This is a genomic window from Phenylobacterium sp., from assembly GCF_030645195.1.
Taxonomy (GTDB): domain Bacteria; phylum Pseudomonadota; class Alphaproteobacteria; order Caulobacterales; family Caulobacteraceae; genus Phenylobacterium.
This window is the reverse complement of record NZ_JAUSLW010000068.1, coordinates 15,837-34,457: the sequence shown is the minus strand read 5'-3', so window position 1 is coordinate 34,457 and position 18,621 is coordinate 15,837. Positions and strand designations below refer to the sequence as shown.

The window sequence follows — 18,621 nt, the reverse complement described above, 5'->3', positions numbered from 1 at the left end:
GCTTTCGGGGCTTTTCGAGGAGTCATGGGAACCTCCAGACGAGGTTCGAGGCTAGGCCCGGCGGCGGCGTCGAATACGGCGGGGCGGCGCGGTTTCAGTTTGCTCGGCGCGCCTGCCTAAAGTCTGGGCAGGTTTTGGCCCGAACGCGCCGAAGCCGGGCGCCGGGCTCGCCACAGCGCCCTCTCGCCGGTCCTTCAGATACCCGAAGGTGGCGATGGTCTGGGACAGCAGGTGGTCGCCGGAGATCAGACGCGGATAGCGGGCCGGGCGCGCTGGCGTGACGAAGTCCGGGTGGGGCTCCACCACCGTCCAATAGTCGCAGGTGGCGAAGAAGGGGAAGCTGTAGCGCTCCTCGCCGACCTTGCGGACCCGGTGTGAGGTGGCGACGAACTCGCCATTGGTCCAGGCCTCCAGCATGTCGCCGATATTGACCACGAAGGCGCCTTCGATCGGCGGGCAGTCGATCCAGGCGCCCTGCCCGTTCATCACCTCCAGACCCGGCGCGGTCCCATGCAGCAGGGTGAAGAACTCATAATCGGTGTGGGCGCCGATCCCCTGCTGGTCGGGGTGGGCGTGCGGGTCGAAGGGATAGTGGATCACCCGCAGCTGGCTGGGCGGACAGGTCAGGTGGGGCTCGAAGTGGTCCTGGGGCAGGCTGAGCGCCAGGGCGAAGCCGCCGAACAGCCGCCGGGCCAAGCCTGAGACCGCCTGATAATAGGCGCCGGCTGCAGTTCTAAAGCCCTGGTCGTCCGGCCAGAGATTGGGTCCCATCATCGGCGCGCGGTCGTCCCCCGCCGGCCAGTCGAGGCCGATGTCGTAGGCCTCCTTCTTGTCGATCTTGCCGCCCGGAAAGACCTCCTCGCCCTCCGGCACGTAGCCGGAGTGGTTGGTGGAGCCGCCGATATAGGAGGCCATCTTCACGAGCATCGGCTGGGCGAAATAGCGTTGGGCGGCGGCCAGCAGGTCGGCGATCAGGACCGGGGCAAGGCCGTGACTGGTGACATAGAGGAAGCCCGCCTCCCGTGCCGCCCGCCCCAGGGCCTCGGCGACCGCCTGGCGCTCATCCAGCGCCGGGGCGTCGAGTCCGGAGATATCCACCACCGGCACGGTCTGGAAGTTGCGTGTCACGAGCCATCTCCCCAGGGTCGCGCGTATTACCAATCTCCCAGTTCGTATTCATCCAGGCGACCAGCGAATCCCATGCGAGAGGCCCGCCGATTGACGCCTGGACGCTCATCCTGGCGGCGCCCTGCGTAGTTTTGCGGCGCCTTGCGGCGTCTCCGCGCCGCGCGCGCCGGAGCCGTGGATTATTACGATCTGCGCACTCAGTAATATCGCTCGAAAGACGGGCGAGGGCGCGTCTGCGGAACAGGGGATCGATATGACCAAGTGGCTTACCGGAGTGAAAGTCGCCGCGACGGCGGCCCTTGTCGGCCTGGCGCTCGCCGCCTGTAGCCCGAAGACGGAAACCAAGACCGCCGCGGCGCCCGCCGCCAAGACCTACACCGTCGGCTGGACCATCTATGCCGGCTGGATGCCCTGGCCCTATGCCGAGCAGGCCGGGATCGTGAAGAAGTGGTCCGACAAGTACGGCGTCGACATCAAGCTGGTGCAGATCAACGACTATGTCGAAAGCCTGAACCAGTTCACCGCCGGCAAGCTGGACGCGGTGACCTCCACCAACATGGACGCCCTGACGATTCCCGCCGCCGCCGGGAAGGACACCACCTTCATCATGATCGGCGACTATTCCAACGGCAATGACGGCATCATCCTGAAGGGCGGCGCGACCCTGGCCGACATCAAGGGCCGTCCGGTCAACCTCGTCGAGAACTCGGTCTCCCACTACCTGCTGGCCCGCGGGCTGGAGAGCGCCGGACTGAAGATGACCGACGTCAAGGTGGTCAACACCTCCGACGCCGACATCGTGGCGGCCTTCTCGGCCCCGGAGACCAAGGCCGTCGTGCCGTGGAACCCGCAGCTGTCGCAGATCAAGGCGATGCCGGGCGCCAAGGAGGTGTTCGACTCATCCAAGATCCCCGGCGAGATCCTCGACGGCATGATCATCTCCACCGACGCAGCCAAGGCCAATCCGAACCTGGCCAAGGCGCTGGCCGGCATCTGGTACGAGACCACCATGCTGATGAACCAGCAGGACGCCGCCGGTAAGGCCGCCCGCGAGGCCATGGCCAAGATCTCCGGCACCGACCTGGCCGGCTATGAGAGCCAGCTGAAGACCACCTACCTCTATTACGACCCCAAGGCGGCGCTGGCGGCCACGGTCAGCCCCGACCTGGTCACCGCCAACGACAAGGTGCGCAAGTTCAGCTTCACCAACGGCCTGTTCGGCCAGGGCGCCAAGTCGGTGGACGACATCGGCATCGAGTTCCCGGGCGGCAAGATCCTGGGCGACCCGAAGAACGTGAAGCTGCGTTTCGACCCGACCTACGTGCAGATGGCCGCGGACGGCAAGCTCTAGGCCTGTCCCAGTAACCGCTTACCCTCTGGAGGTGACTTCCCGATGCGCCGTCTGCTGAACGCGCGGCCGCGTGTCGGGGGTCGCCTCCTTCTGGGCCTGCTGCCGATCCTGGCCCTGGTCCTGCTCTACCTGGTGATCGCCACGGCGCGGCACACCGAGAACCCCCGCGACAAGATCACCCCGATCCCCGCCGCGATGGCCGCGGGCATCCAGACCATGGCCTTCGAGCCCGATCCCCGCACCGGCGAGGTTCCCCTGGTCGCCGACACCAAGGCCAGCCTGAGGCGGTTGGGGATCGCCATGGGTCTGGCGGCGGCGACCACCCTGGTCCTGGGCCTGACCATCGGCCTGCTGCCCTATGTCAGGGCCAGCCTCGGGCCCCTGGTGGCGGCGATCTCGGTGATCCCGCCGATCGCGGTCCTGCCCATCCTGTTCATTGTCTTCGGCCTGGGGGAGACCTCGAAGATCGTGCTGATCTTCGTGGGCGTCACCCCGGTGATGGTGCGCGACCTGGCCGGCCATGTGGCGGCCATCCCCGAGGAGCAGATCGTCAAGGCCCAGACCCTGGGCGCCTCGACCTGGCTGACCCTGCTGCGGGTCGCCCTGCCCCAGGCCCTGCCCCGGCTGATCGACTCCCTGCGGCTCTCCCTCTGCCCGGCCTGGGTCTATCTGATCTCGGCCGAGGCCATCGCCTCGGACGTCGGCCTCGGCTACCGGATCTTCCTGGTCCGCCGCTATCTCGCCATGGATATCATCCTGCCCTACGTCGTCTGGATCTCGCTGCTGGCGGTGATCATGGACTTAGGCCTGCAGGCCTGGAGCCGCACCAGCTTCGCCTGGGCCCACCCGCCGCGGAACGTGCGATGAGCGTGCTCTCCTTCCGCAATGTCTGGGTCGAGTACGGGTCCAAGATCGTCCTGGAGAAGGTCAGCCTCGACGTCGCCGAGGGCGCCTTCGTCTCCATCATCGGGCCGTCGGGGGCGGGCAAGTCCACCTTCCTGCGCCTGGCGCTGGGCCAGGAGGCGCCGAGCCGGGGCGAGATCCTGCTGGACGGCGAGCCCCTGTCGCCGGAGCCCGGCCCCGACCGCGGGGTGGTCTTCCAGCGCTACTCGGTCTTCCCGCACATGAACGCGCTCGACAATGTCACCTTCGGCCTGGACTGCGCGGGCTCCCCCCTGCGCGGCCGGCTGGGGGGCAAGGCGCGCAAGGCGGCGCGGGAGACCGCCAAGGCCCTGCTGGCGCGGGTGGGCCTGGAGCACAATTTCAAGACCTATCCCCGGGCGCTGTCGGGGGGCATGCAGCAGCGGCTGGCGCTCGCCCAAGCCCTGGTGACGCGGCCGCGCATCCTGCTCCTCGATGAGCCGTTCGGCGCGTTGGACCCGGGCGTGCGCCTGGACATGCACGGGCTGATCACCGAGCTCTGGGCCGAGCACCGGCTGACCATCCTGATGGTCACCCACGACATCAAGGAGGCCTTCAAGCTGGGCACCCGGGTGGTGGCCTTCGACAAGCGCCGCCACGATCCCCAGGCGCCGCACCGCTACGGCTCGACGGCGGTCTATGACTTCCCGCTGGACGACAAGAAGAGCCGGGTGGTGCCGCCGGTGCTGGCGGGCCTCAGCGCACCTTCAACGCCAGGATGACCAGCAGGGCCGAGAGGCCCAGGTGCACCAGCATGAAGCGCACCAGCACCTGGGTGTTGGACCAGCCCAGCTCCTTGCGGCAGTGGTCGTGCAGCGGGAAGCGAATCCCGGCCAGGATCTTCAGGCCGAAGAACCGCAGCAGGGCCACCTTCACCAGGCCCGTGGCGCCATTCATCAGGATCACCGAGCCCACCAGCAGCAGGAACAGCGGATTGTTGGTGGCCACCACCAGCATGCCGATCAGCAGGCCGAGCGGCCGGGAGCCCGCGTCCCCCATCAGCACCAGGCTGGGGGCGGCGTTGTACCAGAGGTAGCCCGCCACGCAGCCCACCATCAGGAAGGCCATGATCGCCCAGTTCGCGCCCTCGCGGGTGACGGGGATGTTGAGGTGTCCGGCCACCACCTCGTTGCCGATCACCGCGTAGAGCAGGCCCCCCAGCAGCAGGATGGCGGTGCCCGTCAGGCTGCCCGAGACGCCGTCCACCCCGTCGGAGCAGTTGGTGGCGTTGATGGAGAGCCAGATGATGCCGGTGGCCAGGGGAATGGACAGCCAGGGGCCCAGGGTCAGCACGCCCTTCCAGCCCGGCAGCCAGATGGTGGTGGGTTCGAAGCCGCAGATCACCATGGCCGCGCCGACGGCGATGGCGAGGTCCATCAGGGCGAGCTGGTACTCCGAGAACCCGCCCCGCCGGTCGTCGAAATAGCCCACCAGCATGGCGGCCACCATCAGGGGCAGGGTCAGCAGGCAGCGCGCCCCGAAGGGCACGAAGATCAGACAGGCCACGACGAAGACGCTGACGAAGATCAGGCCCGCGCTGATGGGCTTGCCGACGCTCATCTCGGCATTGACGGCGAAGGCCCGGCCCCGGTCGGTGGGCAGGCGCGACCAGAGGCGGGGCAGGATCAGCCAGGTGACCAGGGCGCTGGCGGCGAAGCCCGTACCCGCCAGGAAGAAGAACGAATCGAAGAGGCGCAAGGGCCCCCAGGCGTGGCCCAGGGTCGAATGGATCCAGCTCAGCATGGAGGCCTTGTCGTCGAGAGAGGAAGCGTCAGCTCCCTTCTAGAATCGTCCGTGCCCGGCGGCTAGGCCGACAATCCCGCGACATAGGCGCGCCAGCCGCCGAGCGCGGTGATGTCCTGCGCGCCGACGATGGCGCGGGGTTCGGCGACGAAGCCCTTCACCGAGGCGCCGTCCTCCAGGGTCACCGTGCCGATGGCTAGCGGCGCGGGCACCTCCACCACGAAGCTACCGAAGGCCTCGACCCCCAACTCGTAGATCTCCACCTCGATGGCCCCACCGCCCTCGCCGACATGGATCAGCGCCGGCTTGAAGGGGGTGGTGTTGGTCATGGCGAACAGCTTGTAGGCCGGCGCGGTCTTCGTGCGGCTCAACAGTCTGGCGTCGCGGGAAGTGAGCTGCCAGTGCAGGGGCATGCCGGCCAGGTGGGCGCCGACCACAGCGATCTTCACGGTCTGGGGCTTGCCGCTGACATCGAGGGCGGGGGCGTCGGGCATGGGGAAGATCTCCTCGTAGCGGCGGGCCAGGTCGAGGAGGACGTGGTCCGCCCAGGCCTGGCCGATCAGGGTGACGCCGAAGCCGGTGTCGTTGTCGCGGAACCCGGCCGGGATCGCGATGGCGCTCATATCCAGCAGGTTGACGAAGTTGGTGTAGAGGCCGAGCGCCCCGTTCAGGGCGAAGGGCTCGGCCATCACCTCGGCCAGACGGTAGATGGTCGGCGTGGTGGGCAGCAGCAGGACGGCGACCTGGGGCCAGATCGCCTCGGCGGCGCGGGCGTGGTCGGCCAGCGCATAGAGGCCCCGGAAGGTCTCCACCCCGGTCACCCCGAAGCCGCCCTGCAGGATGGCGCGGACCACGGGATGGACCGCCGCCGGGGTCTGCCGCAGCAGGGGCTCGATGGCGGCGGTGCGCTCGGCGACCCAGGGGCCGCTATAGAGCAGCTTGGCGGCCTCCAGCAGGGGCTCGATGTCGATCTCGACGGGGACGCCGCCGGTGGCCGTGAGCCGCGCGACGGCCTGGCCATAGAGGGCCTGGGCCTGATCGTCGCCCATGAAGATCAGCTGGTCGGCCTTCGGCACGCCGAACCGGAAGCTCTCGCCCAGCAGGGACGGCGCGGCCGGGGCGGCGCGGGAATAGGCGTCGGCCGGATCGAAGGCGGCGACCACGCTATCCACCAGGGCGGCGTCGGCGACGTCGTTGGCGAGCACCGTCACGCAGTCCAGGGAGCGGCAGGCCGGAACCACGCCGGAACTGCTCCAGCGGCCCTTGGTGGGTTTGAAGCCGATCAAGCCGTTGAAGGCGGCCGGCACCCGGCCCGAGCCCGCCGTGTCTGTGCCAAGCGCGAAGGCCACCAGGCCCGCGGCGACGGCCACGGCCGACCCGGAACTCGACCCACCGCTGACATAGTCGCGGTTGTAGACGCAAGCCGGCGCGCCATAGGGGCTGCGGGCGCCCACCAGGCCGGTGGCGAACTGATCGAGATTGGTCTTGCCCATCAGGATCGCGCCGGCCGCCAGCAGGCGGGTGACGACGGTGGCGGTCTCGTTGGGAACGTAGGCGTAGGCCGGGCAGGCGGCCGTGGTGGGCAGACCGGCCACGTCGATATTGTCCTTCACCGCGAAGGGGACACCGGCGAGCGGAAGCTGTTGGCCGGCCGCGATGCGCGCATCCACCGCGCGGGCCTGGGCCAGGACGGCCTGGGGGTCCGGCCGCATGATCCAGGCGTGGGCCTGGACGTCGTCATAGGCGGCGATGGAGTCCAGGGCCTCGGCGATGACGCTCTCGGCGGAGCGCTTGCCGCTGGAGACCTCGGCGGCGATGGCGGTGACGGAGGGACGGGTCATGGGGCTCAGGCCGGTTCGAGGGCGATCATCGGGGCGCCCGGGGCGATGGGCTGACGCTCCTGGGCATAGACCTGGCGGACCACGCCGGCGCTGGGACTGGCCACGTCGCACTCGGTCTTCATGGCCTCGATCACCGCGATGATCGCGCCCTTCTCCACATGGTCGCCCACCTCGACGAGCATCTTCCAGACGCTGCCCCCGAGAGGCGCCTCGACGAACTCCGAGCCGCCGGGCGCCTCGATGGCGGCCGTGGGGGCGTTATCTATCGCTTCACTCGACAAGGCCTCCACCCGGGCGAACTCGCCCTTCAGTTCCCAGTCGTGCCGCTCGGCCTCGAAGGCGGCCTGGCGGGTGGCCTGGAAGGCCGCGATGCTCTCGGCGTTGTCGGCCATCATGGCGCGGTAGTCGGAGAGCCTGAAGGTCTCCTCCTCGATGCGGATTTCGCGGCGGCCCAGGGGGAAGTCGCGACGCCATTCGGTAAGCTCCTCGTGGGTCACGGGGAAGAAGCGGATCTGGTCGAAGAAGCGCAGCAGCCAGGGCTTGCCCTCGGTGAAGGCGTTCGTCTGCCGGTAGGTGTTCCAGACCTGGATGGTGCGGCCGAAGAGCTGATAGCCCCCCGGCCCCTCCATGCCGTAGATGCACATATAAGCCCCGCCGATCCCCACCACATTGGGCGGGGTCCAGGTGCGGGCGGGGTTGTACTTGGTGGTCACCAGACGGTGGCGCGGATCCACCGGGGTGGCGACGGGGGCGCCCAGATAGACGTCGCCCAGGCCCATCACCAGGTAGCGGGCGTCGAAGACGATGCGGTGGACGTCGTCCTCGCTCGCCAGGCCGTTGATGCGACGGATGAACTCGATGTTGTCCGGGCACCAGGGGGCGTCGTCGCGCACCGAGGCCATGTACTTGTCGATGGTCTGGTAGATCGCCGGGTCCTTCCAGGACAGCGGCAGGTGGACCACTCGGCTGGGAATTTCGAAGTCGTCGAGACCGCCCAGCCGTTCCTCCATCTCCATCAGGGCCGCCAGCAGCCTGCCCTGGGGCAGGACGCGGCTGTCATAGTGGACCTGCAGGGAGCGGATGCCCGGGGTGATATCGATGACCCCCGGCAGGGCCTGGGCCTGCAGCTCCAGCATCAGGGCGTGGATGCGCAGGCGCAGCTCCAGATCCAGCACGATGGGGCCGTATTCCACCAGCAGGTGGCGGTCGCCCTGGCGGCGATAGACCACGCGGGGCCGGTGATCGATGGCCTCGATCTCCCCCAGGATCGGATCGGTGAGTTCCGCCAGGTCGCGGACCGCCGCCGCGACAGAGGGCGGGGCGGGTTCAAGGCGCGCCACCAGGCGGTCCTGATCCACCTCGGCCGCCGTGGCCGCGGCGTCGTCCACCAGATCGAACATGACGGTGTCGCCGGGTGCCAGCTGGCCCACCTTCCAGAGGTCGGCCTGGATCACCACGAAGGGGCAGACGAAGCCCCCCAGGGACGGACCGTCGGGACCCAGGATGATGGGCATGTCGCCGGTGAAATCAATGGCGCCGATGGCGTAGGCGTTGTCGTGGATGTTGGAGGGGTGCAGCCCCGCCTCCCCGCCGTCGCGCCGCGCCCAGTGGGGCTTGGGCCCGATCAGGCGCACCCCGGTGCGGTTGGAGTTGTAGTGCACCTTCCACTCGGCGGCGTGGACCATGGCGATGTCGCCCGGCGTGAAGAAGTCCGGCGCGCCATGGGGCCCGGCCAGGACCCGCAGCACCCAGAATTTTGAGAGCTCCGGCCTCAGGGCCGGCGCCAGGGGGGCTGAGACTTCGCCCGCGGCGGCCAGGCCGATGTGCAGCACGTCGCCTGCGGCCAGGGTCCGTCCCGCATGGCCGCCGAAGCCGCCGAGGGTGAAGCTGGAGCGGCTGCCGAGATAGGCCGGGATATCCAGCCCGCCGCGCACCAGCAGATAGGCGCGCAGGCCCCCACCCTTCACCCGGGCGATCTTCAGGGTCTGGCCCGCGGCGATGGCGATGGGGGCGTAGGTGGCCACCGGCTGGGCGTCGAGGCTGGCCTCCAGCTCGGCCCCCGTCAGGCAGACCACGGCCTCATGATTGAAGATCAGGCTGGGGCCAAGGGCGGTGATCTCCAGGCCGGCGGCGTCCTCGGGATTGCCCAGCAGGCGGTTGCCCAGCCGGAAGGCCAGCGCGTCCATCGGCCCCGAGGGCGGCACCCCCACGTCCCAGTAGCCGAGGCGGCCGGGATAGTCCTGGACGGTGGTGGCCGGCCCGCCGCTCAGCACCCGGATGGTGCACGGCTTGAAGGTGATCTCGGCGAGCGCTCGGGTGGAGACCTTTCCGCTGACGAAGGCCTGGCTGCGCGCCACCTGGCGCAGCCATTCGAGATTGGTCTCCAGGCCGAACAGAGCGGTGCGGTCGAGCGCGTCCTGCAGGGCGCGGACGGCGGCCGGCCGGTCGGCGGCGGTGACGATCAGCTTGGCCAGCAGCGGATCGTAATGGGCGCTGATCTCCGAGCCGTCGGTGACCCAGGTGTCGACGCGGACGCCGTCGGGGAAACTCGCCTTGGTGAGCACGCCGGAGGAGGGCCGATAGTCCTGGCCGGGGTCCTCGGCGTAGAGGCGGGCCTGGATCGAGGCGCCCCTGACGGTCCCGTCGAAGGCGTCAAGGAAGGCGTAGTCGCCGGCCGCCCCGCGGATCATCCATTCCACCAGGTCGACGCCGGTGACCTGCTCGGTGACGCCGTGCTCCACCTGCAGGCGGGTATTGACCTCCAGGAAGAAGAAGTCGTCGCGCTCGGCGTCGTAGAGGAATTCCACGGTGCCGGCGGAGCGATAGTCGGCGGCCTCGCAGAGCCGCACGGCCGCCGCCATCAGGGCCGCGCGGGTGGCGGCCGGCAGGTGGGGCGCCGGGGTCTCCTCGATGACCTTTTGGTTGCGCCGCTGCAGCGAGCAGTCGCGCTCGGCGAGCGCGACGACGCCGCCCTGCCCGTCGCCGAACACCTGGACCTCGATGTGGCGGGCCTTGCGGACATAGCGCTCCAGGAAGACCCCGCCGTCGGAAAAGTTGGAGCCGGCCAGCCGCGCCACGGCGGCGAAGGCCTCAGCGACGGCCTCGGGCGTCTCGCAGACGCGCATGCCGATGCCGCCGCCCCCGGCGGTGGCCTTGAGGATCACCGGGAAGCCGATCCGCTCCGCCGCCGCGCGTGCCGCCTCGGCGTCCGTCAGCAGGTCGGTGCCCGGGGCCAGCGGCACGCCCTGAGCGTGGGCCAGCTCCCGCGCCGTATGCTTGAGGCCGAAGGCCAGGATGTTGGCCGGCGTCGGGCCTATGAAGGCGATGCCGGCCGCCTCGCAGCGTTCAGCGAAGGCGGTGTTCTCCGACAGGAAGCCGTAGCCCGGATGGATCGCCTGGGCGCCCGTGGCCTTGGCGGCCGCCAGGATGGCGTCGATGTCGAGATAGGACTGCGCGGCCGGCGCGGGGCCGATGCGCACCGCCTCGTCGGCCTGGGAGACGTGCAGGGAGCCGGCGTCGGCGTCGGAGAACACCGCGACCGAACCGACCCCCATGGCCTTCAGGGTACGGATGATCCGGCAGGCGATGGCGCCCCGGTTGGCGATCAGGACCTTGGTGAACACTGGTCCTACCCCGCGATGATCATGCGCACGGGCGTCGGATTGAAGCCGTTGCAGGGATTGTTGATCTGCGGACAGTTGGAGACGATGGCCACCAGGTCCATCTCCGCGCGCAGATCGACATGGAGGCCAGGCGCCGAGATGCCGTCGACGATGCCCAGAGCCCCGTCGGCCTCGACCGGCACGTTCATGAACCAGTTGATGTTGGAGACCATATCGCGCTTGCCGCGCCCGTGCTTGGCGTTGGCCTGCAGGAAGTTCTCGACGCAGGCATGCTGGCTCTTGGTGTGGTGGCCGTAGCGCAGGGTGTTGCTCTCGCAGGAACAGGCCCCGCCGATGGTGTCGTGATAGGCCACCGAGGTGCCGGTGACCGTGGCCATGGGGTTCCCCTCGTTGGAGAGCAGCACCGACCCCGTCCGCAGGAAGATATTGCCCTGGGCGGCCATGGTGTCCTGGGCCGAATAGCGCTCGGCGTCGTCGGCCAGGGCGTACATCAGGAAGTCCACGGCCTGGTTGCCCTCCAGGTCGACGATGCGCAGGGTCTGGCCCTTGCGCACCACCGCGTCCCAGGGGGCGCGGGCGGGCACGACGTCGTCGCGGGCGATGGGGCCGGTCAGGCCGCTCAGGGGGTCGCTCATCGGCTGTACTCGGCTTCGACGTTGAGGAAGGCCCGCAGGCCCTCCGGCGTGGCGGTGCGCAGGGGGTCGTCGGCGGGGGTCACCGGCCCGCGCCAGGCGCTGACCCGCAGCGGCGTGACGCTGTAGTCGGGCCGGGCGTCCAGGACGTGGGGGCAGTTGGCGAACACCACGATGAGGTCCATCTCCGCCCGCAGGGTCAGGCCGCGGCCCGGCGCGAAGGGGCCGTGCCGGGGGGTCAGGGACCCGTCGTCCTCGACCCTCACCCCCTTGAACCAGTTGATGCAGGGATGGATGTCGCGGCGGCCAAGGCCGAACTTGGCGAGCGCCAGGCTGAAGCGGTCGCGGGCGTTGGGGTGGGGGCCCCAGTTGTCGCCGGCTCCGTACCTGGCCGCATTGGTCGCCAGGTTGGAGGCGCCGCAAAAGGCGTCGTGGGTTTCGGCCTCGTCGGCCAGGACGCTGAACATCACCTTGCCCATGTCCGACAGCACCAGCTTGCCGGCGCCCAGATAGGCGTTCCACTGGACCTTGAGGGTGTCGGCCACGTTCAACCGCTCGATGGGCCGCTCGGCGTTGAACACCAGCATCGAGGCGCAGGCGTCGCCGGCCAGGTCGACGAGCCGCAGGCGCGCGCCGCGGTCGATCTGCTTGGCGGCGTAGCCCCCCGGCGCGACGGTCTCCTCCCAGATCATGGCCTCGGCGGCGACGCCGGGGGGCAGGTCGGGGGCGGCGGAGGCCGGCAGGGTCGGCATGGACTCCACCCGGGTTCCGGCCATGGCCCGGGCATGGGCCTGGGCGCCATAGGGATTGGCGGTGTCGGTCATGACGCGTCCTTCGGATCGAGCAGGGCGTGCAGGGGCGGCAGGAGGGCGGTGGTGGTCACCAGCTTGATCTGCTGCACGCCGCGGATCTTGCGCAGCTCGTCGCAGAGATCGCGCAGGTGCTCCGAGGGGCCCTGGACCAGCAGCACCTCGAGGGACTGGTCGTCCTCCAGGAAGACGTGCTGGGAGGAGATCACCTCCTCCAGATAGGCCTGCTGGGCCTGGGCCAGGGCCTGGCGGACCCGGCCGCTCTCGGTGCGGTAGATCAGGGTTATGGTCCCGGCCAGGACCACGCCAGCCCGCTCCTCGCCATGCTCAGCCAGCTCGTGGCGGATCAGTTCGGCGATCATCTGGGAGCGGCTGGGCAGGCCGCGCTCGGTGACCATGGCGTCGAGCTGCGCCACGAGTTCGGCCGGCATGCTCAGACTCAAACGCGCCAGGGGAAGGCTTTCGAGATTCATGCCCCGATGTGCGGTCGGTATTACGATCCGATCAAATCGTAATACGCCGGGAGGCCGCGCAGGCGGTCAGGCGCCCTTCTCTTAGGCAGAGCCCGTCATGGGCGCCTATCGCGGCGGCTTCCGCGCCGGGGTCGAGGGTCAGGGCTTCTCGAGGCTCTCGATATAGGCGGCGATGTCCTCGGTCTCGCCGGCGCTCAGCCCGATGCGCGGCATGTCGTAGTGCCGCCCCTCGGCGATGTCGGTCATCCGCTGCTGGAAGGTGAGCGCGGTCATCCGCCGGCGCATGTCGCGGAAGGGGGTGGAGGGCGACCGGGGGCTTTCGCCATAGAGGCCAAGGCCATGGCAGCCGCCGCAGCGCAGTTCGGCTAGGTCCCGTCCCCGCTCCGCCGCCGAGCCGGGAGCGACCCCGTCTTGGGCCGAGGTGGCGCAGCCGGCGGTGAGCATCGAAAGCGACAGGGCGGCGATCCGGAGCGTGCGCCAGCCGGCGGTCCGGGAGAGGTCTTGGGGAGACGTCAGCATAGTGTTCGCCCTCTGCGGGTCCGATGGGACGGAGAGAGCGCCCCGGAGATTTCTCTCCGGGGCGCCCGTCCAGCAGGGGGCCCGGGGGGCGGACGTCCCGTCGCTGGAATCGGCCTTCACGGCGCCCCCTTGCTAAGCTTGGGCGAAGGCCTCCACCTTGATCGGAATCAAGTCCCGCGCCGCTGACCGCTGGCGCAATTTGTCGCAATGGGGGAGTGTCGACCCATGATCCGGATCGCCCTGCCCGTGTCCCTGATGCTCGTCCTGGCCGCCTGCGGGCCCGGAAAGACGGCGGCGGGCGGCCCGCGGCCGGCGCCCTGCGCGGCCCAACCTACCGGCGAGGCGGCCCTGGCCGGCGGAGACTTCACCATGGGCGAGGATCCCCTGCGCCCCGAGGAGGGCCCGCCGCGGACGGTGAGCGTGGGTCCCTTCTCGATCGACCGCACCGAGGTCACCAACGGCGAGTTCGCCCAGTTCGTGAAGGCCACCGGCTATGTGACCCTGGCCGAACGCCAGCCCGATCCGAAGGTCTATCCCGGCGTCGACCCGGCCCTGCTGAAACCCTCGGCCATCGTGTTCAAGGGGGCGTTGGCCGACCCCAAGCTGACCAATCCCACCACCTGGTGGCAGATCGTCGACGGCGCCCAGTGGCGGCATCCCACCGGCCCCAAGAGCGCCATCGCCGGCCAGGACCGGCTGCCCGCCGTGCAGATCGCCTATGAGGACGCGCTCGCCTACGCCCTCTGGCGCGGCCGGGACCTGCCGACGGAGGCCGAGTGGGAGTTCGCCGCCCGCGGCGGCCTGGAAGCCGCCCGCTACGAGTGGGGCGACACGCCCTCCAGCCAGACCCGGCCCCGGGCCAACTACTGGCAGGGGGTGTTCCCCGCCGTCGACACCGGCGCCGACGGCTATCAGGCCAGGCCCGCCCCGGTGGGTTGCTTCCCCGCCAATGGCTACGGCCTGCACGACATGGCCGGCAATGTCTGGGAGTGGACGAAGGACCTCTACAAGCCCGGCCTGGTGGCTGCCGGCCACGATCCGCACGGCCCCGGCGAGGAGATGGCCTACGACCCCGCCGAGCCCCGGGCCACCGCGCCCAAGCACGTGATCAAGGGCGGCTCCTATCTCTGCGCCGACGACTACTGCTTCCGCTACCGCCCCTCGGCCCGGCAGCCGGGACCGCCGGACACCGGATCGTCGCACCTGGGCTTCCGAACCGTGAAACGGGCCGCCGGCTAGCCCCCAACGCAAGGCCGCTTGCCCGCCCCCGCATCTAATGACACTCTAGATGCCAATATATGCCCGGCGATCGCGCGGGCGCGGGGGGGGAAGACATGAAGCTCCGGATCTGGATCGGCCTGGCGCTCGTCGTGGTGGCCGGCGCAGTGGCGCTCGCGGCCATGAACAGGGCGAAGATCTTCGCCATGATCGCCCATTCGCGGCTGCCGCACATCGAGCCCAACCGTCCGGTGCCCTGGGCCCAGGGCCCGGCCGCCCCGGCGCCGGGGGCGCGGCCGCCGAACGTGGTCTTCATCCTGGTCGACGACATGGGATTCAACGACATCACCTTCAACGGCGGCGGCGTGGCCGGCGGCCAGGTCCCGACCCCCAACATCGACTCCATCGGCCGCGACGGGGTGGCCTTCGCCAACGGCTATGCCGGCAACGCCACCTGCGCCCCGTCGCGCGCGGCGATCATGACCGGCCGCTACCCCACTCGCTTCGGCTTCGAGTTCACCCCGGCGCCGGTCGCCTTCGCCAAGCTGGTGGGCACCGAGGCCGAGCCCGGGGCGATCTTCAAGCCCAGGTTCTTCCACGACCGGGTCAAGGACATGCCCCCCGGCAGCACCGATCCCACGCCGACAGCGGTCAACACCCTGAGCGTGCCCGCCGGCGAACTCACCATTGCAGAAGTGCTGAAGACCCGCGGTTACCACACCCTGCACTTCGGCAAGTGGCACCTGGGGGGCGGCGCCGGCTCGCGGCCCGAGGCCCAGGGCTTCGACGAGAGCCTGGGTTTCATCGCCGGCGGCTCGATGTACCTGCCGGAGAACGATCCCGGGACCGTCAACGCCAAGCAAGCCTGGGATCCCATCGACCGCTTCCTGTGGCCCAACCTGCCCTACCAGGTGCAGTATAACGGCTCGCCGATGTTCGCCCCCAAGGGCTACATGACCGACTACCTCACCGATGAGGCGATCACCTCGATCAAGGCCAACAAGAACCGGCCGTTCTTCATGTACTTCGCCCCCAACGCCATCCACACCCCGCTGCAGGCTGCGAAGGCCGACTATGACGCCCTGCCCCAGATCAAGGACCACCGCCTGCGGGTCTATGGCGCCATGGTGCGGAACCTGGACCGCAATGTGGGCCGCATCCTGCAGAGCCTGAAGGACGAGGGCCTGGACCAGAACACCCTGGTGATCTTCACCAGCGACAACGGCGGCGCCGGCTATATCGGCCTGCCCGACGTCAACCGGCCCTATCGCGGCTTCAAGTCGACCTTCTTCGAGGGCGGCATCCACGCGCCCTTCTTCATGCGCTGGCCGGGCGCGATCGCGGCCGGCTCGCGCTATCCCTATCCCGTGGGCCATATCGACATCTTCGCCACCGCCGCGGCGGCGGCCGGCGCGCCCCTGCCCAAGGACCGGGTGATCGACGGGGTCGACCTGCTGCCCTATCTGAAGGGTCAGTCCGCGGGTCGGCCCCACCAGACGCTGTTCTGGCGCTCGGGCCAGTACAAGGTGGTGCTGGACGGCGACTGGAAGCTGCAGAGCAACGAGGCGCGCGGCAAGGTCTGGCTGTACGACCTGGCCGCCGATCCCACCGAGCAGCACGACCTGGCCCAGGCCCAGCCGGAACGGGTCAAGGCCCTGCTGGCCAAGCTGAAGGCCCAGGATGCCCAGAACGCCAAGCCCATGTGGCCCTCCCTGCTGCAGGGGGCGGTGATGGTCGACAAGCCGGGCGGTGTTCCGCAGAAGGCGGGCGACGAATACATCCTCTGGGACAACTGAGGGGCGGGCGCGGGAGCGCCAGCGCCCTCAGCCCGCCAGCGGCCTGGTCTTGATGTTGAGTTGGCCGGCGAGGCCGGCGGCGCGGTGGTGCTCGATGGCGTGCATGGCCGGCGACATCGCCATCTCGCGGAAGGCGGCCAGGGACGGGTATTCGGCCAGGGCCACCATGTCCCAAAGGTCCTCGACCTCGCCGATCATCAGGCCGGTGACCTCGCCGCTGTAGTGGATCTTGCCTCCCAGGCCCTCCACCAGCTTGGCCACCTCCTCGCCATAGCGGGCATAGGCCTCGCGGCCGGTGAGGTGGGCGTCGGCGCCGTCGGGGTACTCGGCCTGGGGCTTGAACTTCAGCAGGTTGACCATGACGAAGGGCCCGTCCTCGGGCGCGCCGAAGAATTCCATGGCCTGGGTCATCGGCGGCAGGACGGCGTTGACGACGTTCATGGCGGCTTAGCTCCGGGTACGGATCAGGGTGTCGAGGATGGCGGCGATCTCCTCGGGGCAGTCTTCCTGCAGGAAGTGGCCGCCCTTGGTGGTGACGTGGGGCTGGCCCTTGGCGCCGGGGATGCGGGTCTGGAAGGCGGCGTCGCCGCCGCGGCTGACGGCGTCGCCGTCACTGAAGGCGGTGACCACCGGCCTCTCGAAGGTCTCCAGCACCTGCCAGGCGGCCTTGTTCTCCGCCACCGAGCCGTGCTCCGGGGTCACCGGCACCAGGGTCGGGAACTGGCGCGCGCCCTCCTTGTAGGTCTCATCCGGGAAGGGGGCGTCATAGGCGGCGATCTCGGCCAGGGTCAGGTCGCGGCCGGTCCCCATGTTGACGATCATGCCGATGGGCATCTGCGGAACGGTCTGGCTGAACGTCAGCCAGGCCTTGAAGCCCTCGGTCATGCCCGAGCCCACCGGCAGGCCGGTATTGGCGATCACCAGGCCGGCGAAGCGCTCGGGGAAGGCGGCCACCAGGCGCAGGCCGATCAGGCCGCCCCAGTCCTGGCAGAACAGGGTGACGTCCTTCAGGTCGAGGTCCAGGAACCATTGGCTCATCCAGGCGACATGGCGTTCGTAGGTGTAGTCGGTGCGCAGGGCCGGCTTGTCGGAGCGGCCAAAGCCGATCAGGTCCGGCGCGATCACCCGGTGACCCTTGGCGACCAGGGCGGCGATGATCTTGCGGTAGAGATAGGCCCAGGAGGGCTCGCCGTGCATCAGCAGCACGACGGCCCCGTCGCGGGGGCCCTCATCGACATAGTGCAGGCGCAGGGCCGTCCCATCGGCGTCGGTGATCTGGGCGTAGTGGGGGGCGAAGGGCCAGTCGGCCAGGCCGGTGAATCGTTCGTCCGGCGTCCTCAGAACCTGCATCGCATCCTCCGGCGCCAGTTGGCCCTGGCCCTTGACTGAAACTAGTGACAATATGCGTGCCAATATATCCCGGGGTCAAGCCGGGGACGTGAGACAATCGGGGAGAACAGGCATGCGCGGGTTGCGGACAGTCGTCCTGGTGCTGGTGGGCGTGATCATCCTGGGCCTGACCGGCGCCTGGCTCGCGCGGGGCAAGCTGGCCACCGCGGCCATGGCGCGGATCTACGACCGCGTCATGGGGCAAGACCCCTATGCCGGCCTGGCCGATGGCCTGCATGTCGGGCTCTGCGGCTCCGGCTCCCCGATGTCCGACCCCACCCGGGCCGGCCCCTGCACGGTCGTGCTGGCGGGCAAGAAGCTGTTCGTGGTCGACGCCGGGGCGGGCGGGACCAAGAACCTCTCCCTGATGAACCTGCCGCCGGCCCGCGTGAACGCGGTCTTCCTCACTCACTTCCACTCCGACCACATCGACGGCCTGGGCGAACTCATGCTGCAACGCTGGGCCAGCGGGCCCAACACCAGCCCCCTGCCGATCTACGGCCCCACCGGGGTCGACCAGGTGGTGGCGGGCTTCCAGTCGGCCTACGAGCTCGACAGCGGCTACCGCATCGCCCACCACGGGCCGGTCGTGGTCCCGCCGAGCGGCTTCGGGGGCGTCGCCCACCCATTTGAATCTCGCCCGGACCTGCCTGACGTCACCCTGATCGACGAGCCGGACCTGAAGGTCATCGCCTTTCCGGTGCATCACAATCCCGTCGAGCCGGCGGTGGGCTACCTGTTCATCTACAAGGGCCGCCGCGCGGTGATCAGCGGCGACACCACCGCCTCGCCGCGCCTGGAGGCCGCCGCCAAGGGCGCCGACCTGCTGGTGCACGAGGGCCTGGCGCCCAACCTCGTGGCCCTGCAGCGCAAGGCGGCCCTGGCCAATGGCCGGGGCAATCTGGCGGCCATCTTCAACGACATCCTGACCTATCACACGACCCCCGAACAGGCGGCGGGCATCGCCCAGCGGGCCGGGGTGAAGTCCCTGCTGTTCACCCACGTCATCCCGCCCCTGCCCATGCGGGCGCTGGAGGGACCGTTCCTCGGCAAGTCGCGGGAGATCTATTCCGGCGCCATCCGCGTCGGCCATGATGGCGACCTGATGAGCCTGCCGGCCGGCTCTACGGAAATCAGATACTCGAACCGGCTCAAAACCTTCCGCTAAGGAGATCTGC

The 18,621-nt window shown here is 69.5% G+C and carries 16 protein-coding genes; 6 read left to right on the top strand and 10 right to left on the bottom strand.

The window, feature by feature from the left end; all coding sequences use genetic code 11:
- Positions 1-51: 51 nt before the first annotated feature.
- Entirely contained in the window at positions 52-1,128 is a 1,077-nt protein-coding gene (locus Q7T09_RS06105) for an isopenicillin N synthase family oxygenase (RefSeq protein WP_304698479.1), read from the bottom strand.
- A 253-nt stretch (positions 1,129-1,381) separates the two neighbouring features.
- Between Q7T09_RS06105 and Q7T09_RS06100 the strand changes: the two genes are divergently transcribed.
- The 3 genes from Q7T09_RS06100 to Q7T09_RS06090 are packed head-to-tail and all read left to right on the top strand — an operon-like array spanning position 1,382 to position 4,122.
- Entirely contained in the window at positions 1,382-2,479 is a 1,098-nt protein-coding gene (locus Q7T09_RS06100) for a putative urea ABC transporter substrate-binding protein (RefSeq protein WP_304698478.1), read from the top strand.
- A gap of 42 nt (positions 2,480-2,521) precedes the next feature.
- On the top strand, positions 2,522-3,346 hold the full coding sequence (locus tag Q7T09_RS06095; RefSeq protein ID WP_304698477.1) for an ABC transporter permease: 825 nt from the start codon (positions 2,522-2,524) through the stop codon (positions 3,344-3,346).
- Positions 3,343-4,122, top strand: a complete 780-nt coding sequence (locus Q7T09_RS06090; protein WP_304698476.1) for an ABC transporter ATP-binding protein — start codon at positions 3,343-3,345, stop codon at positions 4,120-4,122. The genes Q7T09_RS06095 and Q7T09_RS06090 overlap by 4 nt, the downstream gene beginning before the upstream one ends.
- Here Q7T09_RS06090 and Q7T09_RS06085 read toward each other — a convergent pair.
- The 7 genes from Q7T09_RS06085 to Q7T09_RS06055 all read right to left on the bottom strand — a co-directional run bounded on the left by Q7T09_RS06085 (position 4,097) and on the right by Q7T09_RS06055 (position 13,040).
- Positions 4,097-5,143: a hypothetical protein gene (locus Q7T09_RS06085; RefSeq protein WP_304698475.1), complete on the bottom strand. Its 1,047-nt coding sequence runs from the start codon at positions 5,141-5,143 to the stop codon at positions 4,097-4,099. The two genes, Q7T09_RS06090 and Q7T09_RS06085, sit on opposite strands and share 26 nt — an antisense overlap.
- A gap of 62 nt (positions 5,144-5,205) precedes the next feature.
- Positions 5,206-6,984: an allophanate hydrolase gene (atzF, locus tag Q7T09_RS06080; protein ID WP_304698474.1), complete on the bottom strand. Its 1,779-nt coding sequence runs from the start codon at positions 6,982-6,984 to the stop codon at positions 5,206-5,208.
- 5 nt (positions 6,985-6,989) lie between these two features.
- On the bottom strand, positions 6,990-10,607 hold the full coding sequence (uca, locus tag Q7T09_RS06075) for an urea carboxylase (protein WP_304698472.1): 3,618 nt from the start codon (positions 10,605-10,607) through the stop codon (positions 6,990-6,992).
- A 5-nt stretch (positions 10,608-10,612) separates the two neighbouring features.
- Complete coding sequence (locus Q7T09_RS06070; protein ID WP_304698470.1) at positions 10,613-11,242, bottom strand: urea amidolyase associated protein UAAP2; 630 nt, start codon at positions 11,240-11,242, stop codon at positions 10,613-10,615.
- Entirely contained in the window at positions 11,239-12,063 is an 825-nt protein-coding gene (locus Q7T09_RS06065) for an urea amidolyase associated protein UAAP1 (protein ID WP_304698468.1), read from the bottom strand. The genes Q7T09_RS06070 and Q7T09_RS06065 overlap by 4 nt, the downstream gene beginning before the upstream one ends.
- Complete coding sequence (locus tag Q7T09_RS06060) at positions 12,060-12,521, bottom strand: CopG family ribbon-helix-helix protein (RefSeq protein WP_304698466.1); 462 nt, start codon at positions 12,519-12,521, stop codon at positions 12,060-12,062. Before Q7T09_RS06060 ends, Q7T09_RS06065 begins: the two co-directional genes overlap by 4 nt.
- A 138-nt stretch (positions 12,522-12,659) precedes the next feature.
- On the bottom strand, positions 12,660-13,040 hold the full coding sequence (locus tag Q7T09_RS06055) for a cytochrome c (RefSeq protein ID WP_304698464.1): 381 nt from the start codon (positions 13,038-13,040) through the stop codon (positions 12,660-12,662).
- A gap of 225 nt (positions 13,041-13,265) precedes the next feature.
- On the opposite strand from Q7T09_RS06055, the gene Q7T09_RS06050 reads away from it, so the two are divergent.
- Positions 13,266-14,279, top strand: a complete 1,014-nt coding sequence (locus Q7T09_RS06050) for a formylglycine-generating enzyme family protein (RefSeq protein ID WP_304698462.1) — start codon at positions 13,266-13,268, stop codon at positions 14,277-14,279.
- A 95-nt stretch (positions 14,280-14,374) separates the two neighbouring features.
- Positions 14,375-16,054 (top strand): sulfatase-like hydrolase/transferase, encoded by a 1,680-nt coding sequence (locus Q7T09_RS06045; RefSeq protein WP_304698460.1) that lies wholly within the window; start codon positions 14,375-14,377, stop codon positions 16,052-16,054.
- Positions 16,055-16,081: 27 nt separating this feature from the next.
- Here Q7T09_RS06045 and Q7T09_RS06040 read toward each other — a convergent pair whose 3' ends face one another.
- Together Q7T09_RS06040 and Q7T09_RS06035 are read right to left on the bottom strand one after the other, a co-directional pair.
- Positions 16,082-16,495, bottom strand: coding sequence for a DUF1330 domain-containing protein (locus tag Q7T09_RS06040; RefSeq protein ID WP_304698459.1), 414 nt, complete (start codon positions 16,493-16,495; stop codon positions 16,082-16,084).
- Positions 16,496-16,501: 6 nt separating this feature from the next.
- Positions 16,502-17,404: a haloalkane dehalogenase gene (locus tag Q7T09_RS06035; RefSeq protein WP_304698458.1), complete on the bottom strand. Its 903-nt coding sequence runs from the start codon at positions 17,402-17,404 to the stop codon at positions 16,502-16,504.
- 112 nt (positions 17,405-17,516) lie between these two features.
- Here Q7T09_RS06035 and Q7T09_RS06030 point away from each other — a divergent pair, with 112 nt between their 5' ends.
- On the top strand, positions 17,517-18,611 hold the full coding sequence (locus Q7T09_RS06030; protein WP_304698457.1) for an MBL fold metallo-hydrolase: 1,095 nt from the start codon (positions 17,517-17,519) through the stop codon (positions 18,609-18,611).
- Positions 18,612-18,621: the final 10 nt, after the last annotated feature.